This is a genomic window from Novosphingobium sp. SG720 (assembly GCF_012275365.1).
Taxonomy (GTDB): domain Bacteria; phylum Pseudomonadota; class Alphaproteobacteria; order Sphingomonadales; family Sphingomonadaceae; genus Novosphingobium; species Novosphingobium rhizosphaerae.
Window position 1 is genome coordinate 956,048 of the sequence record NZ_JAAZQN010000001.1, and the last position, 23,748, is coordinate 979,795.

Here is a 23,748-nt window from a genome sequence, read left to right on the forward strand (position 1 = left end):
CAGGAGGCGATACGCCCATGTACGATGATTTCTACCGCCTTTCGGCCCGTCCGTTCCAGCTGACGCCCGATCCGGATTTCTATTTCGAAAGCGCCACGCACAAGAAGGCGCTGTCCTACCTGGGTTATGGCCTGGCGCAGAGCGAAGGCTTCATCGTCATCACCGGCGAAGTGGGCGCGGGCAAATCCACCCTGGCGGCGCATCTTCTGGCCAGCATCGACCCGGCGCAACTGACCGCCGCGCAGATCGTGACCAGCAAGCTCGATGGCCAGGAACTGGTGCACATGGCCGCGCGCGCGTTCGGCCTGGATGTGGCCGGCCATGACAAGGCCGCCGCGCTCGCCCGGATCGAAGCATTCCTGCATGACGAGGCCCGCGCGGGGCGCCGCTGCCTGCTGGTGGTGGACGAAGCGCAGAACCTGAGCGTGGAAGCGCTGGAAGAACTGCGCATGCTGTCCAACTTCCAGTTGGGCGCGCACCCGCTGTTGCAAATCCTGCTGCTGGGCCAGCCCGAATTCCGCACCCTGGTGCAGCATTCGCCCCGGCTGGAGCAATTGCGCCAGCGCGTGATCGCCACGCACCACCTGGCGCCGATGGAGCCGGATGAAGTGGGCCCCTATGTGGAGCACCGCCTGGCCCGCGCCGGGTGGAACGGCAACCCGGCGTTCGAGCCGCGCGTCTATGCCGATCTCGCCCGCGCCAGCGGCGGCATTCCCCGCCGGATCAACCAGATTTTGAGCCGCGTGCTGCTGGCCGGCGCGCTGGAGCAGACCAACCGGATCGAGGCCGGGCTGCTCCACGCCGTGCTCGACGACATGGCTGCCGACAGCGCCGCACCGGCGCCGGAAGCCGCTGCCGAACCAGCACAGGCCCCGCATGCCTCGCCTGCCATGCCGCAGGCCGCATCGGCGCAGGCGCTGGGCCTTACCACCGACACGTTCCACGGCGAGGGCGAGGCGCAGCAGCCCGCGTCCCAGACACAGACCCACGCCTTTGACCTGGCTGCGATCGAGGCCGCCATGGCCAGCCGCGACGAGCAGATTGCCGAGTTGCAGCAGGCGGTGATCGAAGTGGCGGAAATGCGCGCCGCGATGGGCGACCAGGCCGCTGCGGCCCAGGCCGATGGCGAAGCCCGCACGGCGGCGCTGGAAGCTGCGCTGAGCGATGCCGCCGCGCGGATCGGCGTGCTGGAACATCGCCTGGCCGAGCAGGAGCAGGCGATCCGCCACGTGCTGACCATGCTGATCGAATGGTTCGAAACCGACCGCCCCAAGCGCGCGGCCTGAACGAAAGAGCGGCCATGCCATCGCCTGTCATCAACGGCCTTTCCGTCGACGTGGAGGAATGGTTCCAGGTCGGCGCGTTCGAAAAGGTCATCGCCCGCGCGCAATGGGACGGCCTGGATTCGCGGGTGGAGCGCAATGTTCGCGCGATCCTGGCGATGTTTGCCGCGGCCGATGTGAAAGCCACGTTCTTCACGCTGGGCTGGGTGGCGCAGCGCCATCCCGCGCTGGTGCGCGCCATTGCCGATGCCGGGCATGAGGTGGCGAGCCACGGCTGGGATCACCAGCGGGTCTTCACCATGGACCCGGCGGCCTTTGCCGCTGATCTTGCCCGCGCGCGCGATGCGCTGGAACAGGCAAGCGGCCAGGCGGTGACCGGCTATCGCGCGCCCAGCTTCTCCATCGATGCGCGCAATCCCTGGGCGCACGATGTCCTGGCGCAGGCCGGGTACGCCTATTCCAGTTCGGTCGCGCCGATCGTGCACGATCACTATGGCTGGCGCGAGGCGCCGCGCTTTGCCTTTCGCCCGCTGGCGACTGGCGCGCTGTTGGAAATTCCGGTGACCACGGCGGAAATCGCCGGGCGGCGCATGGCAGCGGGCGGCGGCGGGTTCTTCCGCTTGCTGCCCTATGGCGTTTCGAGCTGGGCGATCCGCCAGGTCAATGCCGCAGGGCGCCCGGCGGCGTTCTATTTCCACCCCTGGGAAATCGATCCCGATCAGCCGCGCCGCAACGACGCACCGTGGCGCTCGCGCTTTCGCCATTACACCAATCTTGCGGTGATGGCGCCCAAGCTGGAGCGGTTGGTGCGTGATTTCGCCTGGGGGCGGATGGACGAACTGGCCGCGCGTGAAGCCGCCTGGGTGGATAGCGCGCCCGCGCCGCTTCCGGCTGCGGCATGAACGCGCCGTTCCGCCTGGGCGCGCCGACCGTGCGCGAGGCCGGGCCGGATGACCGCGCCGCCTATGCCCGGTTCCTGGCCGGGCAACCCGATGCCAGCGTGTTTCACGATCCCCGCTGGCTCGATGCCGTGGCGCAGGGCAGCGGCCATGCCAGCCGGCTCCTGCTGGCCGAACAGGCCGGCGTGATCGTGGCGGCGCTGCCTTTGCATGCGGTTTCGTCGCTGCTGTTCGGGCGGGCGCTTGTGTCCACCGGCTTTGCCGTGGGCGGCGGGATCGTGGGCGATGCGGCCGCGGCGCCCGCGCTGGTGGCGGCTGCGCAAGACCTGGCCCAGCGCCTGAAAAGCCCGACGATCGAACTGCGCGGTGGCGTGCTGCCTCAGGCGCCGGGTTGGCACGTCAAGCAGGACAGCCACGTCGGCTTCGTCATGCCGTTGGCGGCCGATGACGCCGCACAGTTGCAGGCCGTGCCGCGCAAGCAGCGGGCCGAACTGCGCAAGGGGCTGGCCCAACCGCTGGAAATCCGCACCGGGAATGGCGCGCAGGACCGCGCCTGGCACTATCGCGTTTACAGCGAATCCGTGCGCAACCTGGGCACGCCGGTGTTTCCGCGCCGGCTGTTTGCCCGCATGCTCGATGCCTTTGGCCAGGATGCCGATATCCTGACCGTGCTGCACGAGGCGCAACCGGTGGCCAGCGTGCTCAGCCTTTATCACGGCGGCGCGGTCATGCCCTATTGGGGCGGGGGCGTGCTGGCGGCACGCGCCCTGCGCGCCAACGACGTGATGTATTATGCGCTGATGAACCATGCGCGCGGGCGCGGCATGGATCGCTTCGATTTCGGGCGGTCCAAGGTGGATTCGGGGGCCTATCACTTCAAGCGCAACTGGGGTTTCGTGCCCCAGCCGCTGTCTTATGCGCACTGGACTGCCGACGGCCAGGCGCCGCGCGACGTCAATCCATTGAGCCCGCGTTACCAGGCCAAGATCCGCCTTTGGCAGAAACTGCCGCTGCCACTGGCCAACCTGATCGGGCCGATCATCGCGCGCGGGCTGGCCTGACATGGGCGAAATCCTGTTCATCGCGCATCGCATCCCGTTTCCGCCCGATCGCGGCGACAAGATCCGCTCGCACCACATTCTCAAGGCCCTGGCCGCGCTGGCGCCCGTGCATGTGGCATGCCTGGCCGACGACGCGCAGGACATGGCGCACGAGGGCGAACTGGCGGCGGTGGCGGCCAGCCATTGCCTGGTGCGGCGGCGCGGATCGCTGGCGAGCGCGGGGTTGGCGGCGCTGCTGGGCGGCCGGCCAATCAGCCTGGCCGCCTTTTCCAACGGCAAGCTGGCACGCTACGTGAAGCGGACCCTGGCAAGCCGGCCGATCACCACGATCTTCGTGTTTTCCGGGCAGATGGCGCAATATGTGCCCGCCGGTTTCACTGGCCGCGTGGTGATGGATTTCGTCGACGTGGATTCGGCCAAGTTCGGCCAATATGCCCGGCGCCCCGGCCTGGCTGCGCCCGTCTATGCGCGCGAAGCCTGGCTGCTGCGCCGCTATGAAGCGCGCATTGCGCGCCGGGCCACGACCAGCCTTTTGGTGAGCGAGGCGGAGGCCGCGCTGTTTCGCAGCCGCTTGGGGCGCGGGGCCATGCCCGACGTGCGCAGCCTGGGCAATGGCATCGACACCGCCTATTTCGATCCGGCCGGCATTCCCATTGCGCCGCAGATGGTGATGGCGGGGCCGCAGATCGTGTTTACCGGGCAGATGGACTATCCGCCCAATGTGGACGCGGTGGTTTCCTTCGCCCGCCAGGTCATGCCCCTGATCCGGGGGCGGTTTCCGCGTGCCGAATTCAACGTGGTGGGCCGCGCGCCCACGCCCGCCGTCCAGGCGCTCGATGGCGTGAACGGCACCCGCGTGACCGGCGCCGTGGCCGATGTGCGCCCCTGGCTGGCCGGGGCAGACCTGGTCGTCGTGCCGCTGACGCTGGCGCGCGGGGTGCAGAACAAGGTGCTCGAAGCCATGGCCATGGCGCGGCCCGTATTGCTGACGCCAGAGGCCGCCACCGGAATCGCGGCGACGGATGGGCGCGAATTTGCCATTTCGCCGGCCGCCAGCGAGGAACTGGCCGCGCGCGCGGTCGGGCTGCTGTCCGACACGATCCGCGCCGATGCGCTGGGCCGCGCGGCACGCGCTTTCGTGATCGCGCAATGCGGATGGGATCGCGTGCTGGCGCCATTGCCCGCGTTAGTTGGCCTCGATCGCCGGTTTGGCCGCCGTGCGGCTTGATATTTTTACCAGATCCTCTCCCGCAAAGCGGGGGCGGGGCACCGCCGGCGCAGCCGGTGGTGGCGGGGGCGGGGCGCTCGATGCCCCCTCCGTCGGGCCTGTGGCCCGCCATCTCCCCCACGGTGTGGGGGAGGATCTTGGGCCTTGGGCCATTCTGGCGCTGTGCTGGCTGGGGCTGATCGCGCTGTTCCATGCCGATTGGGCGGCGATGGCGGGGCAGTGGTGGGAGAGTTCCACCTATAGCCACATCCTGCTGGTGCCCTTGATCCTGGCCTGGCTGGTGTCGCTGCGCTGGGCCGCCTTGCGCCAGATCGCGCCGCAGGGCTGGTGGCCGGGGCTGGCGCTGTTTGCCGGGGCTGCGTTCCTGTGGATGCTGGGCGATTTCGCCGGTTTTTCGCTGGTGACGCAGACGGCCTGCGTGCTGATGCTCCAGGCCAGCCTGCTCGCGCTGATGGGGCCGCGCGTGGGGGCGGCCTTGCTGTTTCCCCTGGCCTACATGCTGTTCCTGGTGCCGTTCGGCGATGAACTGGTGCCGATGTTGCAGCTGGTGACGGCGCGTATCGTCATGGCGCTGCTGCATGTGGTGGGCATTCCTGCGACGCTCGATGGCGTGTTCATCACCACGCCGGCGGGCTATTTCAAAGTGGCCGAAGCCTGTTCGGGCGTGAAGTTCCTGATCGCCATGGTCGCCTATGGCGTGCTGGTCTGCCAGGTCTGCTTTCTTTCCTGGCCGCGCCGCGCCGGGTTCATGGTGCTGGCGCTGGTGGTGCCGGTGCTGGCCAACGGGGTGCGCGCCTGGGGCACGATCGTGCTGGCGGGCAAGCTGGGCATCCAGTTCGCCGCCGGGTTTGACCATATATTTTACGGCTGGGTGTTCTTTGCCGTGGTCATGGCACTGACGATGCTGGCCGGCTGGCGCTTTTTCGATCGTGGGCGCGACGATCCGCCGGTGCGGGCCGCCGTGATCCTGGCCGACGCGCGCCTTGCCCGGCTGGCACGGGCGCGCCTGGGGCAGGGTGTGGTGCTGTCCGGGCTCGTGGCCCTGGCCCTGGGCTTCGTTTTCTGGGGAGAGGCGGCGGGCCGGCTGGCTGCACCCCTGCCGGCGCGGATCGACCTGCCGGCCGTGCCTGGGTGGCACCGTGTGGCAACGCCGCCGGCCTGGCCGTGGCAGCCGCGCCATGCTGGTGCCGATCATAGCCTGCTGGGCCGCTTTGCCGATGGGCAGGGCCATGTGGTCGATGTGTCATTCGCGCTCTATGCCGGGCAGGGCGAGGGGCGCGAGGCGGGCGGTTTTGGCGAAGGCGCCGTGCCGCCGGGCAGCGGCTGGGCCTGGGAAAAGCCCGCGCCGGCGCTGGAAGGCGGCAAGGGTGACATGATCCAGGCCCCCGGCCCGGTCCATCGCCTGGCGCTGACCTGGTACCGCACCGATGGCTGGCTGGGTGGCAGCAATATCCATCTCAAGCTGTGGAACATCGCCGACCGGCTCTTGCTGCGTCCGCGGACCACGGCCACGCTGATCCTGTCGAGCGAGGACAGGGCCAATGCACCGGCAGCGCCGGCACTGGCCGCCTTCGTGGCCTCCGCCGGGCCGCTCGACCGCTGGATCGACACCATTTCGCGCGGACAATAAGGGGCTGGTTTTCACGGCATGTGCGGCATTGCGGGGATTTTTCACACCCAGGGGATGAAGCCGGTCGATCCGGTGCGCTTGCGCGCCATGGGCGACGTGATCGCGCATCGCGGCCCCGATGGCGATGGGGTGTGGACCGCGCCCGGCGTGGGCCTGGGCCACCGCCGCCTGTCGATCATCGACCTGGCCGGATCGCCCCAGCCCATGGCCAGCGCCGATGGCGCGGCCATGCTCGTGTTCAATGGCGAGATCTATAACTACCAGGACTTGCGCCGCGAACTGGTCGCGCTCGGCGCGCGGTTCCGCACCGACGGCGACAGCGAAGTGATCCTGGCCGCCTGGCAGCATTGGGGCGTGGACTGCCTGGCGCGGTTCAACGGCATGTTTGCCTTTGCCCTTTACGACTTGCGCGCCCGCACCCTGCTGCTGGCCCGCGACCGGTTGGGGGTGAAGCCGCTGCACATGGCCACGCTTGCTGACGGCAGCGTGATCTTCGGATCGGAACTCAAGCAGTTGCTTGCCCATCCCATGCTGCGCCGCACGCTCGATCCGCTGGCGGTGGAAGACTATCTGGCCTGGGGCTTCGTGCCCGATGGCCGCTCGATCCTGGGCGGGGTGGAGAAACTGCCAGCGGGGCATTATCGCCTGCTGCGCCACGATGCCCCGCCACCGCCACCGGTGCAGTGGTGGGACGTGTCGTTTGCCGAGCGTGACCGCGCCAGCGAAAAGGACCTGGAAGCGCACCTGCTGCACCGCCTGCGCAAGGCGGTCACGTCGCGCATGGCGGCCGATGTGCCGCTGGGCGCGTTTCTGTCGGGTGGGGTGGACAGTTCCACCGTGGTGGCGCTGATGGCCGAGGCGAGCCGCGACCCGGTCAAGACATGCGCGATCGGGTTTGACGTGGCCGCGCTCGATGAAACCAGCTGGGCGGGCGCAGTGGCGCAGCGCTTTGCCACGCAGCATCATGCGCGTACGGTTTCTGCCGACGATTTCCAACTCGTTGACCGGCTGGTCGCGATGTTCGACGAGCCCTTTGCCGATGCTTCGGCGCTGCCTACCTTCCGGGTGTGCGAACTGGCGCGCAGCCATGTGACGGTGGCGCTGTCGGGCGATGGCGCGGACGAGGCCTTTGCCGGCTATCGCCGCCAGGTGTTCCATCATCGCGAAGAGCAGGCGCGCGCGCTTTTGCCCGCCGGCCTGCGCCGCCCGGTGTTCGGCGCGCTGGGCCGGCTCTATCCCAAGGCGGACTGGGCGCCGCGCCCGCTGCGCGCCAAGGCCACGTTCCAGAGCCTGGCCCAGGATGGCGAGGTGGGCTATGCCCGCGCCCTGGCGGTGACCGCGCCCGAGGCGCGTGCGGCGCTCTATTCCCCCGAATTTGCGCGGCTACGAGGGGATTACCGCGCTGAAGAGCCGCTGGTGGCACTGATGCGCGGCGCCCCGGCGCAAAGCGGGCTGGACCGCGCGCAATATGCCGATCTCAAGTTCATGCTGCCCGGCGACATCCTGACGAAGGTGGACCGCACGAGCATGGCCGTGAGCCTGGAAGCGCGCGAGCCGTTGCTTGACCACCGCCTGATCGAATTCGCCGCGCGCCTGCCCGAAACCATGCGGGTGCATGGAGCCACCGGCAAATGGCTGATGAAGCAGACCATGCGCCGCTACTTGCCCGACGATGTGCTGTTCCGGCCCAAGATGGGCTTCGTCACCCCGATCGCGGCATGGCTGCGCGGGCCATTGGCGAGCGCGGCACGCGGCGTTGCCCACGGTGGCGCGCTGGCGCGCACGGGCTGGTTCGATGCGCAACGCATGGCCGCCCTGGCCGAATCGCATATTGCCGGAAGGGCCGACAACAGCCGCGTCCTGTGGCAGTTGCTGATGCTCGATCGCAGCCTGGCCCGGCTGGATAGCTCTTTGGCACCATAGCCTTACCCCAGGCCTAGGGCCTTGCGCGTTACCACCGATGGTAAACGGTAAGGTGATCTAAACCATTTCGGACTAGCTCAGTTAGGTAACCCAACTGCGCCGATGGTCCATGCGAAACTTTCTGCGATCCCCGATCGGAATATCGCTGCTGCTGAGCCTGGCGCTGTTGCCGTCATGGCCGCTTGGCTTGGCAGAAGCGGTTTCGCACATCTACTGGAATGCCGCGTTCAAGTTCGTGACGCGTTCGGCGCCTTCATCCATCGTCGTCGTCTCGACCGATGGGATGGACGATCTCGATACAGCTGACGAAGCGAAGATCCTCGATAGTGTCAGGCGACAGATGCCTCGTCGCGTCTTTGTCGACCTTCGTATTCCCTACGGTTTGGATGCTGCTGGCGACGCCGAATTGCGCCGGGTTTCTGACAGTTACGGTGACGATATCGCCTATGTGGCTCGCTCGACAGAAGCGAACAGGCACGATGATGACACCATAAAGGTTCCTGCGGATGCGATTGTCGGCAAGCACAAAGTGTATGTTTCCGCGTGGAACGACAATTTCATCCATGCGGTTGTTTCTGCACCTTACCAGGTTGACGTAAGGGGCCGTAAATACTCTACTTTTTCAGTAGCGCTTTCGGGTGCCTACCCGAAAAGTTCGGGTGTGTATTACCCGGATTTTTCGGTTAACCCCGACACGATCACGAGGCTTTCTGCTCGCGCCCTGCTGGACGGCAAAGTGGACAGTGGGATCCTGTCGGGCAGGACGGTCATTGTTTCATCGTCCAACGGCGTCACGCCGCTGCGCTATTGGGGGCACAGCATCATCACCCCTGTCGCGCACGATATTGCCGGCGCAGAGGCATTGTCGCGCGATTTCAACGTTGACCTGACGTTTGCCCCCCTCTTGGTTTTCGTGGTCCTGGCAACGCGCTTTGCGGGGCAACGGCGCCTGCGGCGGTCGAAAAAGCTCGCATATTACACGGCGATCGTGGTGACGTTGGGGCTGCCCATACTGGCCCGTTTTGTGGGCTTCATCATGCCGCCCGAAGTGGCCATCATCTATCTTTGCACCTTTGGCGCCATTCGCGTGTGGCAGAAGCGCACGCGGCGGATTCAGCAAACAAGTCTTTCAGGGCTTCCCAATTTCGTTGCGCTGTCGGCCAAGCCGATTGACGTTGGCAACGACGTCATTGTTGCCGTCGTCGCGCGTTACGAGGAAATGCTCGCCACGCTGCCGCGCGAACTTCACGGGGAATGCGCCAACCAGATCGCGCGGCGTCTTTCCGTGGGCTCTGGCGCGGGGCAGATCTATCACGGTGACGGTGGCCATTTTGCGTGGAGTGAAGAGGCGCGGCCGCTGGAGGTGCAACTCAACCATCTGGAAGGCTTGCGCGCACTTTTTTCCGCGCCGCTTCAGGTTGGGGTGCACACTTTTGACACCAACATTCATTTCGGCCTGGACCGAAACGAAGGAATCGATGCGCTCACCCGCGTGAATTCGGCCCTTGCCAGCGCGAACGAAGCGTTGGGCAGCGGCCGGCCGGTGGAAGTATTCGAGGCCCACCGCCTGGCTGAGGCGCCGTGGGAATTGTCCCTCCACGCCAGGATCGACGAGGGGCTGCGCAATGGCGATATCTGGCTGGCATTCCAGCCGCAGTGGGACTTTCGTGCCAAGCGGATTTCCGGCGCCGAAGCGCTGATCCGCTGGAACCACCCGACACGCGGCTTCATCGCGCCAGATCAGTTCATCTTGCAGGCTGAGCGTGCCGGCCGGATCGATGCGCTGACTTATTGGGTGTTGGAAGAGGCGATCACTGCGGCGCAGGCGGTCAATGCGCTAGGTGCGCGTTTCCAGATGAGCATCAACTTGTCGGCCCAGATGGTTCACAAGGACGAACTCGTTGGAAACTTCGAAGAGATTGTCACGCGTCGTGGGATCAATCCCTCGCTGTTGACGATCGAGATCACCGAAACGTCGAGCCTGACCAACCGCGCGGATGCTGTCCGTAACCTGACGCGACTGCGTGATCTGGGCTTTCGGCTGTCCATCGACGATTTCGGAACCGGGGAGGCCAGCTTGGCCTATCTTGCCGATCTGCCGAGCGACGAGTTGAAAATCGATCGCAGGTTCATTTCCAAGTTGTTGAGCAGCGATCGCGATCGCGCCATCGTGACGAGCACAATTGGCTTGGCGCATGCTTTGGGCCAGGTGGTCGTTGCCGAAGGCATCGAGGATTTGGCGACCTTCGAGATGCTGGCGGCGCTTGGATGCGACCAGGCACAAGGTTATTACCTTAGCAAGCCACAGCCTTTCGACATCATGTTCCGTGACTACGTGGGCCGCTTCGGCTTGAGCAAAGCCGTCTAGCCGATCGCTGAAATGTAAAATCCTGGTGGCCGCCGAACGGAGCAAGCTTCGTTTCTGCGCAGCCACTTGAGCGGGTTCCAGCGCCGTAACGTATGCTCATCAACCTGTCCTAGATCGGGACAGCGCTTCGCTGCGCCCCGGCGGAGCCCGTTTACGTCTTGTTAACTATATGAATTAGTGGTACCTCAACATCCTCAACCGTGGATGGAGGTTCTCATGCTTCGTTGGCTTTTCGGCTGATATAGCCTAAGGTGCGAGTGGTAAATGTGAGTTTGCAACAATTTACATTTCAAGCACAAATCCAGCACCGATAATACATGAAAGCCCGCGATGATATGTCGCGGGCTTTTTCATTTTTATATTTTCGATCGTAAATTCTATTCGTCACTCGTTGCCGTGGCCGAGCGCCAGATAGTCTTGGCTTTGCATTTCCATCAGTCGACTCACGGTGCGCTCGAATTCGAATCGGCCGTCGCCCGATTCGTAAAGGTTAACGGGTTCGGCGTCGGCCGTGGCGATCAGCTTGACCTTGTGTTCGTAGAGCGCGTCGATGAGGGTGACGAAGCGGGCGGCTTCGTTGCGCTGTTCCGGGCCGAGTTGCGGAATGCCGACGATGATCACGGTGTGAAAGGCGTGGGCGATCGCGAGGTAATCCGAGGCACCGCGCGGCTGGGCGCAAAGGCGCTTGAAGCTGAACACGCCAACGCCCTTGAGGCTTTTGGGCACATGCAGCGTGCGTCCTCCGCCCACGTCGAGTTCGGCGCTCGGCACGTTGGCGCTGTCTTCGGGGGCAAAGTCGGTCATGCGGAAGAATGCTTCGCGTACGGCTTCGGTCGCGGCCGGGCCATTGGGCACGTGCCAGGTGCCCACGCCCTGCAGGCGTTCGAGCCGGTAATCGACCGGCCCATTGAGCGCCAGCACGTCGAGCCGGCTTTCGACCAGCGCGATGAACGGCAGGAAATGCTCGCGGTTTAGGCCGTTCTTGTAGAGTTCCGACGGCGCGCGGTTGCTGGTGGTGACCACCACCACGCCATGTTCCACGATCAGCGCGGTGAACAGCCGGCTCATGATCATGGCATCGGCGCTGTTGTTGACGACCATTTCGTCAAAGCACAGCACCCGGCATTCGGCGGCGAGGCCGGCCGCCACCGGCACGATCGGATCGCCGCTCTCGCTCTTGCGCGCTTCGCGCAGGCGGGCGTGCACATCCAGCATGAAGGCATGGAAATGGGCGCGCCGCTTGGCCGACACGGCGAGATTGTCGTGGAACAGGTCCATCAACATGGATTTGCCGCGCCCGACGCCGCCCCACATGTAGAGCCCGCGGGGCGGAGGCGGGGCCTTGTTGCCGAGCAGGCGGCCAAAAAGACCCGGCGCGGGCGGGGGGCTTTCCAGTTCCTGCTGCAGCCGGTCGAGCCGGGTGGCAGCGGCCGCCTGTTCGGGATCGGGGCGCAGTTCGCCCGAGGCGACGAGTTGCGCATAGCGCTGGGTGATGCGAGTCATGAAAAAGGAACGGGCCCCTGGAAAAGCAGAACGCCGGCCGGAAGGGACCGGCCGGCGTTCGGGATAACGCGAGAAGGAAAGCCGGCGCTGCGCGTCAGATCGCGCGTTCGGCCTGCATCTTCTTGATTTCGGCAATGGCGCGCGCCGGCGAAAGACCCTTGGGGCACACGTTGGCGCAGTTCATGATGGTGTGGCAGCGATAGAGGCGGAAGGGATCTTCCAGCTCGTCGAGACGCTCGCCGGTCATCTCGTCGCGGCTGTCGGCCAGCCAGCGGTAGGCCTGGAGCAGGATCGCCGGGCCAAGGAACTTGTCGGAATTCCACCAATAGCTCGGGCACGAGGTGGAGCAGCAGGCGCACAGGATGCACTCATAGAGGCCATCGAGCTTTTCACGCTGTTCCGGGCTCTGCAGGCGTTCCTTGCCCGAAGGCGTGGGCGAGACGGTTTGCAGCCAGGGGCGGATCGACGCGTACTGCGCGTAGAAATGGGTGAAATCGGGAACCAGGTCCTTGATCACCTGCATGTGCGGCAGCGGGGTGATGCGGATTTCGCCCTTGAGATCCTCGATCGCGGTGGTGCAGGCTAGGCCGTTGCGGCCATTCATGTTCATCGCACAGGAACCGCAGATACCTTCGCGGCACGAGCGGCGGAACGTGAGCGTCGGGTCCTGCTCGCCCTTCATCTTGATCAGCGCGTCGAGCACCATCGGGCCGCACTGTTCGAGATCGATCTCGAACGTGTCGTAGCGGGGGTTCTCGCCGCTGTCCGGGTCATAGCGATAGACCTTGAACTTCTTGATCTTGCCGTTGGTGGCGGCGGCGTGATGGCGCGCCTTGCCGGTGATCGTGGAGTTCTTGGGGAGCGTGAAAGTCGCCATAAAACCGGGTCCTGCTGCACTGGGCCGCTGGCCGGCAAGGCCAGATCGGCTTCAACGAGTCGTCCTTAGCGCAAACGCAGCATGGGGCAAGGGGGGAGTGGGGCGCTTGCCCCATGGTATGCCCGAAACCGTTGGCCTCGCTTGCTGGCGCGGCATGTTGCCAGTGCGAAAAATCCCCGGGCGCGGCGGGTGGCGCGATAAATCCCATCCAGGATGGTGACAATTGGACGGTGGGAGGCTGGATTATCGCCCTGATTGTGCAATAGCTTGAAATAGTGGGCTATATAGGGGGACAGATGCGGTACGAGCAGGCGCGCGTTGGGGCAATCGGCGTGTGGGCATGGGGTTGTGGCCTGGCGGCATTGTTGGCGACGCCGGCCTTTGCGGAAACGGGTGCGTCACCGCAGGGGGCGCCGCCGGCCGCCGCGTCTGCTGCCGCTGCCGCTTCAACGCCCAGCGCAACCGTGCCCGACGCCGATGCCTTTGCCCGGATTCCCTTCTTCGCCGATGGCGCGCTTTCGCCCGACGGGCAGCGGATTGCCGGCAAATTCGGCGTGGGCGGGATGCAGGTGATCGGCGTGCGCAGCCTGTTCGATCCCAAGGAAAAGCCGGTGCAACTGGCCGTACCCGACATGACCGAGGCGGACTGGGTGCAATGGGTCGGCAACGATTACCTGCTGGTCAAGCTGCGCGCGCTGGTGCCGCTGGGCCAGGGCGATCGCGGCTATGTCTCCCGACTGATTGCGGTGGAGCGTGCCACTGGCAAAGTGACGCGCATCCTGTGGTCGCTCAACGGGCAGAATACCGCCTCGGTGATCTGGACAGCGCACGACGGCACCCCCGAAATCCTGGTTTCGGCGCAGCACTCGATGTATCTGGACGAAGGTTTTTTCCCCACTGTCCACCGTGTGAACCTGGCCAACGGGCGCGATCGCATCGTGCAGAACTGGCGCGCCGGGGTGGTGGAGTGGCAGGCCGACGGCAACGGCGTGGTGCGCAGCGGCGTTTCCTTCACCCAATCGGGCCGCCAAGCGCAGTTGGTCTATCGCGGCGCCGATCCGGCCCAGGCGCTCCGCACGATCGACCGCGCCAGTTCGCGCGCCCATGAATCGCTGATCGACCCGATCGTGTTCCTGCCAGGCGGCGACAATGCAGTGGCCGTGTTTACCGGTGACGATGGCCGCGACCGGCTGTTCGAAGTCAACATGCTGACCCAGCAGACCGGGCGGATGCTGTTCGAAGCGCCGGCGGGGACCGAGATCGACCACACGGTGCTTTCCACCGATCGCACCGCCGTGCTGGGCGTGGCCACCACCGACGCGCCGGGCCGCGTCCACTGGCTCAATCCCGAGATGGCGGAAATCCAGGGCGCGTTCGACAAATCCGTGGCGGCGCAGGGCGTGAGCGCGGAAATATCCAGCCTCAACGCCGACCGCAGCGCCATGCTGCTCACGCTTGCCCGGCCCGAAAGCCCGGGCGGGCTCTATTACTTCAGCCTCAATTCGGGCCAGATGCAGCGCATCGCGGTGTTCAACGATGCGCTCAAGCAGGTGCCGCTCTCCCCGGTCAAGACCATGCGCTACAAGGCGCGTGACGGGCTGGAGATCGAGGCCGTGGTGACGGTGCCCAAGGGGCACGAGGCGCACAAGTTGCCCGTGGTCATGCTGCCCCACGGCGGGCCCTGGGCGCAGGACGTGGCCAGTTGGGACTATCTGGCGCAATATATCGCCAGCCGTGGCTATCTGGTGATCCAGCCCAATTTCCGCGGTTCCACCGGCTATGGCGTGGGTTTCTTGCGCAAGGGCGAAGGGCAGATGGGCCTGGCCATGCAGGACGATATCACCGATGGCCTCGCCTGGGCGGTGGCCCAGGGCATGGCGGACCCCAAGCGGGCGTGTATCGTGGGCGCATCCTATGGCGGCTATGCCACGATGTGGGGCCTGGCCAAGGACCCGGACCTCTACCGCTGCGGCATCTCGATTTCCGGCGTGGCCAGCCTGCGCCGCGAAGTGAACGATTTCGGCGGCTATTACATGCAGGGCAAGTACAGCGACGACTGGAAAGCGATGACGCCCGATTTCCCCGCCGTCTCACCGCTGAACGCGGTGGACAGGATCAAGGCGCCGCTGCTGCTGATCCACGGCCGCAAGGACGTGACCGTCGCCGCCTCGCAATCGGACTCCATGGCCAGCCGCATGCGCGCAGCTGGCAAGACGGTGGATTATGTCAGCCTGCCCAAGGCCGACCACTATTTCACCCGCGCCGAAGACCGCAAGGCGATGCTGGACGCGATCGGGGCATGGCTGGCGAAGTATAATCCTTCTTGAGCGCCCAAGGTCGAATCCTAGGTCGTGAATTCATAAATGGCACCCCCCCGAGGCGCCAAAATGGCGAACATATCGGGCCAAAGTGACCGCAGCGAAGGCTGGTGGCCTTTGCATGGGCACTTCGGGCGGAGATGGAAGCCATTTTGGCGTCTCTTCGGGTATTGACCCAAAGGCTCCCTCGCGGCGTCATTTCTGAGTTCACGATCCAGAGGTGCGGCACCGTCAGCTTGGCAATGTGCTGTTTCCTGATCTTGGCGTCGCTTCGTTCGAGCTGATTATGGGCATTTTAATTTCCGCGCTGGATGGCTAGCTTGCGGCCATCAAGGGAGTGATGTCCATGAAATTGCTGCTCTCTGCGCTTTTTGTCACCAGCGCGCTGACAAGTGCAGCGCTTGCGGCAGACCAGCCCGTGATCGCCCCAGCACCGTCATGGGTCAAGCCGGTCAATCCGGCCACCGATAGCCAGCCGGCAGACGATGCACCGGTGCGCGTTCTCTTGTCCGACGAGCAAGTGTCACTGGAGCCGGGACGCCGCACGACTTACCTGGCCAGCGCCATCAAGATACAGACCTCGCAAGGCTTGGCTGCGGCCAACATCTCGTTGCCATGGCGGCCCGACACCGATGTGCTGACCGTGCACAAGCTGTTGATACGGCGCGGAGACCAGGCCATCGACGTGTTGAAATCAGGCCAGGCGTTCACGGTCTTGCGACGTGAGCAAAACCTGGAAAGCGCGGTGCTGGACGGCGTGCTGACTGCCAATATCCAGCCCGAGGGCTTGCAAGTGGGCGACACGCTGGAATTTGCGGCCTCGGTTTCCTCCAGCGATCCCACCTTCAAGAACCATGCCGAATATACCGCGGCGATGTGGAACGCTATTCCGATCGAGCATGCGCACGTGCGCGTGCAATGGCCCAGCGCGATGCCGGTGCGATTTCGCGCCGTGGATATTCCCGGCATGAAGCCCGTGAAAACGGGTAACCTGATGACGTTGGAATTGACGCTCGAACACATCACGCCCATCCGCCCGCCCAACGGTGCCCCGCCGCGATATCGCCTCGGGCGCGTTCTGGAATTGACCGATTTTGCCTCGTGGGCGGATCTCGGTGCGCTGATGGCACCGCTTTACGACAAGGCGGCAAGCGTCCTTGCGCAGGGTGCGTTGCGAGCGGAACTGGATCGCATTGCCAGTCAGTCAGCCGATCCCAAAGCGAGGGCGCTGGCAGCGCTTCTACTGGTGCAGGACCGGGTGCGCTATGTCGCATTGCAGATGGGGGCGGGCGGTTATGTGCCAGCCGATGCCGAAATCACATGGGCGCGTCGGTTCGGCGATTGCAAGGCCAAGACGGCGCTGCTGCTCGCGTTGCTTCATGGCATGGGAATCGAGGCTGAGCCCGTGATGGTGAGCACGTTTGCCGGCGATGGTCTCGATTCGCGCCTACCCATGGTGGGACTATTGAATCATGTCCTGGTCAGGGCGTCGCTTGGCGGCCGCACCTATTGGCTCGATGGCACGCGAACGGGCGACACCAGCCTCGATCGATTGACCACACCCAACTTCGCCTGGGGCGTTCCCTTGCGCAGCAATGCCGCGTTGGTGCGCATGCTGCCAGCGCCGCTGGCCACGCCGACCGACGACCTTTCGATCCGGATCGATGCGAGTGCGGGCATTTCCGCCCCCGCGCCCATTACGATCGAAGAGACGCTGCGTGGCGACGAAGCGATCGTGATGCGTGGCGGGCTGGCCAATCTTTCCGGGGACCTGCGCGATCGGATCCTGCAGGAATACTGGAAAAAGCAGTTCGATTTTGTCGACGTGAAAACGATTGATGTGTTGTTTGACCCCAATACGGGGGAAGAACGCCTCTCCATGAGCGGCGTGGCCACGATGGACTGGTCCTCGGGGGCGTACGAGACAGATCGCACCACGTTGGGCTATCGCGCGGATTTCAGCCGCGATCCTGCGCAAGACCGGGACGCGCCGTTTGCCGTTTCCTATCCAGCGTTCCACCGCACGGTCGAAACGATCGTCTTGCCCAAGGGGCAGGGTGACTTCGTGCCCGGACCGGGAATGGACGTAGACCAGACGGTGGCGGGTTTTGAATATCGCCGCCATGGCGCGGTCAAGGATGGTGTGTTCACGATCGAGAGTGCCGAGCGCAGCATCGCGCCCGAATTTCCAGCGAGCGAGGCGGTGGATGCGCAAGCGACTTTACGGGCGCTTACTGCCCGAACGGCCACCCTGCGCAAGCCGGCCGGCTACAAGGCATCGGCGTCGGAAGTGGCTGCCAGCCTCGCCACAACACCGTCCAGCGCGGCGGAATACCGACAAAGGGCGAGCCTGTTGATGCAGCAGGGCCGGCGCAAGGAGGCGCTGGCGGATTTCGACAAGGCCGTCGCGCTTGATCCCGGCGATGTTTCGGGATGGGCAAATCGCGCGGTGATACGCATCCAGGACGGCGATCTGCCCGGTGCGCATGCCGATCTTGCCAAGGCCTTGGCGCTCGATCCGGGTTTTGTGCAAGTCTTCATCGCCCAGGGCATGTTGGCAGATGCCGAGCACAGGCCGAACGATGCCCTTGCGGCTTATACCAAAGCGTTGCAGCGCGAACCCGGCCAGGCCTTTGCACTTCACCAGCGTGCCGCGGCACATACGGCATTGGGGCAGGATGAAGAAGCATCCGCAGACCGTCTTGCCGCCGCCGAAGCCATGGCTGCTGCCGATCCTGGCAATGCGCGCGCCTATGGCGAAAAGGGTAACGTGGAACTGGATGAAGGGAAGTTCGACGCAGCGATTTTCGATTTCGACAAGGCCCTGGAATTGGAACCCAACAACGCGATGGCTTTGGCTGATCGCGGCCTGGCCTGGGTGTGGAAGGATGACAAGGTCGCGGCGGAACGAGACCTGGATGCCGCGTTTGCGCTCGATCCGAAGAATCCTGTGATATTCCGTGCCCGCGGCCTGATGGCTGAGCGCAGCAATCGGTTGGCAGATGCGATTGCAGCCTATACCGCAAGCCTGCAAATCGAGCCCACCAACGCCTTTGCGCTCGAGCATCGGGCGCGGCTGGCATATGGTGTGGGCGATAGCACCATGGCTGAGCGCGATACTGCAGCAGCGATTGCGCAAAGGCCGCATGCCATTGGGCTGTACTTGTTACGCGCCAATGTGTTGCGTGGGCTTGGTCGCGATCAGGATGTGCTGGCCGTGGCGCGTAGTGTCGAGGCTGCCAATCCTGCCGTGAATTATGCCCATGTGGTGGCAGCAAACATCTACAGTGCGCTGCACCTCGATACCGATGCAATGCAGGCCTATGACAGGGCAATTGCCAACAAGCCGGAAGCCTATATCTATCTCAATCGAGGCCTTCGTCGCCCCAAGGCCGATGTCGCGGGCCGGATGGCGGATATTGACGCGGCGTTGAAGCTTGACCCAGCCTTGGACGAGGCCATTGCGGAAAAGGCCAAGTTGCTGGCTGATGGCGGTGATGTTTCTGGGGGGATCGCGACTTTGTCCAAAGCGCTGGTTGCGGCGCCGGACAATGCCGTGCTTTTGGTCGGGCGCGGCCTGATCTATTTACAAGCCGGTGACGCCGCGCGTGCCGATGCGGATTTCAGGCAGGCGCGCGGTTCGGCCAAGACTGCCCAAGACTTGAACGCCATGTGCTGGAAAAAGGCGATTGCTGGCCTGGCACTCGAATCCGCCCTGGCCGATTGCGATGCGGCGTTGGCCAAGGTGCCAGGTTCGCCTGCATTCCTCGACAGCCGTGGATTGGTGTTGCTGCGCCTTGGCCGGCTGGACGACGCCATCGCCGATTATGACCAGGTCTTGGCCAAGCACGCCATTCCCACCTCGCGCTTTGGCCGTGCAGTGGCCTGGGCACGCAAAGGCGATCACGCCAAAGCCATCAGCGATGCCGCGTTGGCGGAAAAGTTGGATCCCGGCGTTCGGGCCGATTTTATCAGCTATGGCATAACGTTGTAGAACCAGCGCCCCGCAAAGAAAAACCCCGCCACCGGCTATCCGATGGCGGGGTTTTCTATCGGGTTTTGATCCCAGGCTCAGGCGCCGAAGGTGCGTTGCCACCAGCCGCGGCGGGGGGCGTTGCCGTCTTCGCCTTCGCCTTCGCTTTCCGCGTCACCGGCGGGTGCCGGGGCGGTGGCGCTGGGCTCGGCCGCTTCGGGCTGGGCCAGAGCAGCAGCGGGCGCAGGTTCGGTGGTCGCTTCGGCCGGGGCTTCGGCGACCTTCTTCTTGCGCACGCGCTTGGGCTTTGCCGGGGCTTCCTGGGCCGGGGCTTCCTGGGTGGGAGCTTCAGCAACGGGCGTAGGTTCTGCGGTCACTTCGGCCGGGGCTTCGGCGACCTTCTTCTTGCGCACGCGCTTGGGCTTTGCAGGGGCTTCCTGGGCCGGAGTTTCCTGGGCCGGGGCTTCCTCGGCGGGAGCTTCGGCAACCGGCGCAGGTTCTGCGGTCACTTCGGCCGGGGCCTCGGCAACCTTCTTCTTGCGCACGCGCTTGGGCTTTGCAGGGGGTTCCTGGGCCGGGGCTTCAGGGGCCACGGCTTCGGTCGCCCGGGCTTCTGCGGCGGCCAGGGCTGCAGAAGCCTGTTCGGTCGCGGTGTCCTCGGCCACGGGGGCCGGGGTTTCCTCGCCGGCCGCATCGGCCTGGGCTTCTTCACCCTGCACGTCGGCAGCGTCGTCACGCTGGCCACCGCGACGGCGACGGCTGCGGCGGCGGCGCTTGCGCGGGCCACGGTCGGCGTCGTCGTCAGCGTGGGCCTCGCCCGCGGTGTCTTCGGTGCTGTCGCCGTCTGCTTCGGCGCCATCGGCAGCGATGGCCGTTTCGTCGGCTTCGCCTTCGCCTTCATAGGCTTCGCCTTCGCCGTCTTCACCCGCTTCGCCGTTCACACCGTCTTCGCGGCGATCGCGGTTGCGACCACGCCGGCGCTTGCGGCGCTTGCGACGACCACTGCCTTCGCCTTCACCTTCGCCACGGCTTTCACGCCGTTCCTCGCGCTCGCGGCGTTCCTCGACGACTTCTTCTTCCTCGTCGTCATAGGAATCCTCGATCTCATCGTCTTCGTCGGGTTCGACAATGGGTTCGAAGCGGGGCACGAATTCCGGCTTGGGCCCGCGCGAGGCAACGCGCATCTTGGCGCCTTCGTTCTCGCCTTCGGGGATCACTTCCACGGTCACGCCATAGCGCAGTTCGATCTCGGCAAGATCGGCGCGCTTGGTGTTGAGCACGTAGATCGCCGCTTCCTGGCTGGCATAGAGCGTGATGACGTTGCCCTTGCCCTTGGCGGCTTCGTCTTCGATCATGCGCAGCGCCGAAAGGCCGGCGGACGAGGCGGTGCGGACCAGGCCCGAACCATCGCAGTGCGGGCAGGCGCGCGTCGTGGCTTCGAGTACGCCGGTGCGCAGGCGCTGGCGGCTCATTTCCATGAGGCCAAAGCCCGAGATGCGGCCCACCTGGATGCGGGCGCGGTCATCCTTGAGGGCGTCCTTCATCGCCTTCTCGACCTTGCGGATGTTCGATCCGTATTCCATGTCGATGAAGTCGATCACGACTAGGCCGGCCATGTCGCGCAGGCGCAGCTGGCGGGCGATCTCGCGCGCGGCTTCCAGGTTGGTGGCCACGGCGGTCTGCTCGATGCCGTGTTCCTTGGTGGAGCGGCCCGAGTTGATGTCGATCGAGACGAGTGCTTCGGTCGGGTTGATTACCAGGTAGCCGCCCGACTTGAGCTGCACCACCGGATCGTACATCGCCGAAAGCTGGTCTTCGGCGCCATAGCGCTGGAACAGCGGCACGGGATCGGCATACTGGCGCACCCGCTTGGCGTGGCTGGGCATCAGCAGCTTCATGAAGTCCTTGGCGGCGCGATAGCCCGCTTCGCCTTCGACGACCACTTCCTCGATGTCGCGGTTATAGATGTCGCGGATCGCGCGCTTGATCAGGTCGCTGTCGGAATGGATCAGCGCCGGGGCCGACGAGCGCATGGTGCGTTCGCGGATCTCGTCCCACAGGCGGGCGAGATAGTCGAAATCGCGCTTGATCTCGGGCTTGGTGCGCTGCAGGCCGGCGGTGCGGACGATGCAGCTCATCGAGCGAGGCAGTTCCATGTCGGCGATGATCTGCTTCAACCGCTTGCGGTCGGACGCCGAGCTGATCTTGCGGCTGATGCCGCCACCGTGGCTGGAATTGGGCATGAGCACGCAATAGCGGCCCGCGAGGCTGAGATAGGTGGTCAGCGCAGCGCCCTTGTTGCCGCGCTCTTCCTTGACGACCTGGACGAGCAGCACCTGGCGGCGCTGTATCACGTCCTGGATCTTGTAGCGGCGGCGCAGGGCCATGCGCTTGGCGCGCAGTTCTTCCGCTTCCTTGCTCTGGCCGCGGCCCTGGCGGCGGGGACGGCGCTGGCGGCGGCCGCCTTCACCGTTGGATTCTTCCGCTTCGCCATCGGCGGCGTCTTCGCCTTCGTGGTCAAAGCCGTTTTCGACCACGCCACCTTCGATCGTGGCGACCTGGTCCTTTTCCGAAGTGTCGACTTCGGTCACGCCCCGGCCGTCTTGATAACCGCCGTCTTCATAACCGCCGTCGTCGTAACCGCCTTCGTAATCCTCGTCGTCACCGTCTTCGGCGGCGCGCAGGGCGGCTTCTTCCTCGGCGTGGGCGGCTTCTTCAGCCAGCAGCGCCTCGCGGTCTTCCTTGGGGATCTGGTAATAATCCGGGTGGATTTCGCTGAACGCGAGGAAACCGTGACGGTTGCCCCCGAAATCGACGAAGGCCGCCTGGAGCGAAGGCTCTACGCGGGTAACCTTGGCGAGGTAGATATTGCCCTTGATCTGCTTGTGATCAGCAGATTCAAAGTCGAATTCTTCAATACGATTGCCCTTGAGCACAGCCACCCGGGTTTCTTCCTGGTGGCGCGCATCGATCAGCATGCGCGTGGTCATTCCGTTGTCTCCAGCCGCGCGGCCACGGGGCAGGGCCCGGGTGAATGGCGCGGTTTCTTGTAGTGAGGCAAAGGCCTGGCGTGCGCCCCTTGTCCTTTTGAAAAAGGAAGCTGGGCCAGTGGCGCTTTGCAAATGCGGGTTTGCCGGATCGGAGCATGGACAGGTTGCCCTGCGGCATGGCGCCGCAATGCAGGGGGCCATGGTGCTCGCCGCCCGGCGGCGGTTGGTGTGCGTCTGCGGTGGCAAAGACGTGCAACGATTGCCCCGCGCGGGGGCCCCGGTCTGCAAAATTGTCTGCAAAAGTACCGGGATATTCGTGCGTGCCGGCATCCGTCCAAAACGCAAAGGCCCCGGTGGGGCGCTTTGGCTGGAACGGTACGCGGCTCTTCATCACGGCATCAACCTCAAGCGCGGGCGAGGGTGGCGTCCTGCCTTGTCCCTTCTGCCCGCCAGGACCAAGCCCGACCCCTTCCATCCCCTGCCATTGGCGCGTGTGCCGTGGGCGTTGCGGCCGGGCGCACCATGCGGGCGCAGCGACAACGCGGCGGGAAAGGCAGTTGGTCGAACTGCTCCGTTAGATGGGTGCTAGCACCCCAATCGCAAAGCAGCAATTAAAACCGTGTCCCGAAACGCTCCGTCATCATGCGGATAGGCATTTGCCCCGGTTTTTGCGCTGGACCAGCCGGCCTGCGGCGCGGCATAGGCATCTGCAATATGGTTAAACCTTGGCCGATACCTGCGCGCACGCTGGCAATTGCCGCGCTGTTTGTCGTGCCGCTGCTGGTTCTGCTGGTGTGGGCGCGGGTGGTGCTGGGCATCGGGCCGGGCGCGGGCGCAAGGGTGCCGGCCTATGTCGTGCGCCTGGCGTTGCCCGACGGCACGCGCGCCGTCGATCTGCCGCCGGTGCTGGGCCCGGCCGATGCGAGCCGCCCGCTGGTGGTGATCGATGCCGGCCATGGCGGGCACGATCCGGGCGCCAGCGGCGAGGGATCCTTGCGCGAAAAGCAGTTGACCCTGGCGCTGGCGCTGGCGTTGCGCGACGCATTGCTGGCGCAGGGGCATGTGCGCGTGGCCCTGACCCGCAGCGATGATCGCTTCCTGGCGCTGGACGAGCGTTCGGGCATTGCGCGGCGCCTGCATGCCGACCTGTTCCTGTCGATCCATGCCGATTCCGCGCCGAGCGCCGATGCCGGCGGGGCAACGGTCTATACCCTGTCCGATCGCGGCTCGGATGCGGTCGCCGATGCCCTGGCGCAGCGCGAAAACCGTGCGGATACGATCAACGGCGTTAACCTTGCCGGCCAGTCGGGCACAGTTTCCTCCATTCTGGTCGATCTTTCCCGGCGCGCGATGCGCGGTCGCTCGCTGCGCCTGGCCGATCTTATCTTGCGCGAAGGGCAGGGCGCCGTTCGCTTCCATGTCGATCCGCGCCGCGAGGCCGCGTTCGTGGTGCTCAAGTCGCTCGATCTGCCATCGGCGCTGCTGGAGGCTGGCTATATCAGCAACGCGGCCGATGCGCGTGCGATGACCGACAAGGCCTGGCGCAACGGCTTTGCCCATGCCGTTGCGCGCGCCATTGCCATTTTCTTGGCCGAGCAGGAAAGCCGCCCCCTGGGCGCATGACGGGCGCCTGACCGACACGCGCTCAACATAGGCACTGGTGCGCGCGCAAACCCCCGTGCTAGAGCGCGGCCA

14 protein-coding genes are annotated in these 23,748 nt (G+C 65.1%); 10 read left to right on the forward strand and 4 right to left on the reverse strand.

Annotated elements, in window-relative coordinates:
* Nucleotides 1-17: 17 nt before the first annotated feature.
* The 7 genes from FHW94_RS04305 (at nt 18) to FHW94_RS23160 (ending at nt 10,392) form a co-directional block, all read left to right on the forward strand.
* The gene (locus tag FHW94_RS04305) at nt 18-1,286 is read left to right on the forward strand and encodes an XrtA/PEP-CTERM system-associated ATPase (RefSeq protein ID WP_168554503.1); all 1,269 of its coding nucleotides are present in this window, start codon (nt 18-20) and stop codon (nt 1,284-1,286) included.
* Between the two features lie 14 nt (nt 1,287-1,300).
* On the forward strand, nt 1,301-2,185 hold the full coding sequence (locus tag FHW94_RS04310) for an XrtA system polysaccharide deacetylase (protein WP_168554504.1): 885 nt from the start codon (nt 1,301-1,303) through the stop codon (nt 2,183-2,185).
* Nucleotides 2,182-3,243: a FemAB family XrtA/PEP-CTERM system-associated protein gene (locus FHW94_RS04315; protein ID WP_168554505.1), complete on the forward strand. Its 1,062-nt coding sequence runs from the start codon at nt 2,182-2,184 to the stop codon at nt 3,241-3,243. Before FHW94_RS04310 ends, FHW94_RS04315 begins: the two co-directional genes overlap by 4 nt.
* 1 nt (nt 3,244) lies before the next feature.
* Nucleotides 3,245-4,471: a TIGR03087 family PEP-CTERM/XrtA system glycosyltransferase gene (locus tag FHW94_RS04320; RefSeq protein WP_168554506.1), complete on the forward strand. Its 1,227-nt coding sequence runs from the start codon at nt 3,245-3,247 to the stop codon at nt 4,469-4,471.
* Between the two features lie 100 nt (nt 4,472-4,571).
* Nucleotides 4,572-6,101, forward strand: a complete 1,530-nt coding sequence (xrtA, locus tag FHW94_RS04325; RefSeq protein WP_349237435.1) for an exosortase A — start codon at nt 4,572-4,574, stop codon at nt 6,099-6,101.
* Between the two features lie 18 nt (nt 6,102-6,119).
* Nucleotides 6,120-8,024, forward strand: a complete 1,905-nt coding sequence (locus FHW94_RS04330) for an XrtA/PEP-CTERM system amidotransferase (RefSeq protein WP_168554507.1) — start codon at nt 6,120-6,122, stop codon at nt 8,022-8,024.
* 109 nt (nt 8,025-8,133) lie between these two features.
* Nucleotides 8,134-10,392 (forward strand): EAL domain-containing protein, encoded by a 2,259-nt coding sequence (locus tag FHW94_RS23160; protein WP_246865872.1) that lies wholly within the window; start codon nt 8,134-8,136, stop codon nt 10,390-10,392.
* A gap of 384 nt (nt 10,393-10,776) precedes the next feature.
* On the opposite strand, the gene zapE is transcribed toward FHW94_RS23160, so the two are convergent.
* Entirely contained in the window at nt 10,777-11,895 is a 1,119-nt protein-coding gene (gene zapE, locus FHW94_RS04340; protein ID WP_168554508.1) for a cell division protein ZapE, read from the reverse strand.
* Nucleotides 11,896-11,989: 94 nt separating this feature from the next.
* Nucleotides 11,990-12,772, reverse strand: a complete 783-nt coding sequence (locus FHW94_RS04345) for a succinate dehydrogenase iron-sulfur subunit (protein ID WP_022675959.1) — start codon at nt 12,770-12,772, stop codon at nt 11,990-11,992.
* 296 nt (nt 12,773-13,068) lie between these two features.
* Here FHW94_RS04345 and FHW94_RS04350 point away from each other — a divergent pair, with 296 nt between their 5' ends.
* On the forward strand, nt 13,069-15,099 hold the full coding sequence (locus FHW94_RS04350; RefSeq protein WP_168554509.1) for a S9 family peptidase: 2,031 nt from the start codon (nt 13,069-13,071) through the stop codon (nt 15,097-15,099).
* A gap of 540 nt (nt 15,100-15,639) precedes the next feature.
* Here the strand turns inward: FHW94_RS04350 and FHW94_RS23165 are convergent.
* A complete protein-coding gene (locus tag FHW94_RS23165; protein ID WP_246865873.1) occupies nt 15,640-16,113 on the reverse strand; it encodes a hypothetical protein in 474 nt (157 codons plus the stop codon).
* Between the two features lie 715 nt (nt 16,114-16,828).
* On the opposite strand from FHW94_RS23165, the gene FHW94_RS23170 reads away from it, so the two are divergent.
* On the forward strand, nt 16,829-19,084 hold the full coding sequence (locus FHW94_RS23170) for a tetratricopeptide repeat protein (RefSeq protein WP_246865874.1): 2,256 nt from the start codon (nt 16,829-16,831) through the stop codon (nt 19,082-19,084).
* 77 nt (nt 19,085-19,161) lie between these two features.
* Here FHW94_RS23170 and FHW94_RS04360 read toward each other — a convergent pair whose 3' ends face one another.
* Entirely contained in the window at nt 19,162-22,053 is a 2,892-nt protein-coding gene (locus FHW94_RS04360) for a ribonuclease E/G (protein WP_168554511.1), read from the reverse strand.
* 714 nt (nt 22,054-22,767) lie between these two features.
* Here FHW94_RS04360 and FHW94_RS04365 point away from each other — a divergent pair.
* A complete protein-coding gene (locus FHW94_RS04365; protein WP_168554512.1) occupies nt 22,768-23,676 on the forward strand; it encodes an N-acetylmuramoyl-L-alanine amidase in 909 nt (302 codons plus the stop codon).
* Nucleotides 23,677-23,748 lie beyond the last annotated feature (72 nt).

Coding starts and splice junctions, on each gene's coding strand:
- FHW94_RS04305 (WP_168554503.1), top strand. CDS start 18: ATGTACGATGATTTCTACCGCCTTTCGGCCCGTCCGTTCCAGCTGACG.
- FHW94_RS04310 (WP_168554504.1), top strand. CDS start 1,301: ATGCCATCGCCTGTCATCAACGGCCTTTCCGTCGACGTGGAGGAATGG.
- FHW94_RS04315 (WP_168554505.1), top strand. CDS start 2,182: ATGAACGCGCCGTTCCGCCTGGGCGCGCCGACCGTGCGCGAGGCCGGG.
- FHW94_RS04320 (WP_168554506.1), top strand. CDS start 3,245: ATGGGCGAAATCCTGTTCATCGCGCATCGCATCCCGTTTCCGCCCGAT.
- FHW94_RS04330 (WP_168554507.1), top strand. CDS start 6,120: ATGTGCGGCATTGCGGGGATTTTTCACACCCAGGGGATGAAGCCGGTC.
- FHW94_RS23160 (WP_246865872.1), top strand. CDS start 8,134: ATGCGAAACTTTCTGCGATCCCCGATCGGAATATCGCTGCTGCTGAGC.
- zapE (WP_168554508.1), bottom strand. CDS start 11,895: ATGACTCGCATCACCCAGCGCTATGCGCAACTCGTCGCCTCGGGCGAA.
- FHW94_RS04345 (WP_022675959.1), bottom strand. CDS start 12,772: ATGGCGACTTTCACGCTCCCCAAGAACTCCACGATCACCGGCAAGGCG.
- FHW94_RS04350 (WP_168554509.1), top strand. CDS start 13,069: ATGCGGTACGAGCAGGCGCGCGTTGGGGCAATCGGCGTGTGGGCATGG.
- FHW94_RS23165 (WP_246865873.1), bottom strand. CDS start 16,113: ATGTGTTCGAGCGTCAATTCCAACGTCATCAGGTTACCCGTTTTCACG.
- FHW94_RS23170 (WP_246865874.1), top strand. CDS start 16,829: ATGCGTGGCGGGCTGGCCAATCTTTCCGGGGACCTGCGCGATCGGATC.
- FHW94_RS04360 (WP_168554511.1), bottom strand. CDS start 22,053: ATGACCACGCGCATGCTGATCGATGCGCGCCACCAGGAAGAAACCCGG.
- FHW94_RS04365 (WP_168554512.1), top strand. CDS start 22,768: ATGGTTAAACCTTGGCCGATACCTGCGCGCACGCTGGCAATTGCCGCG.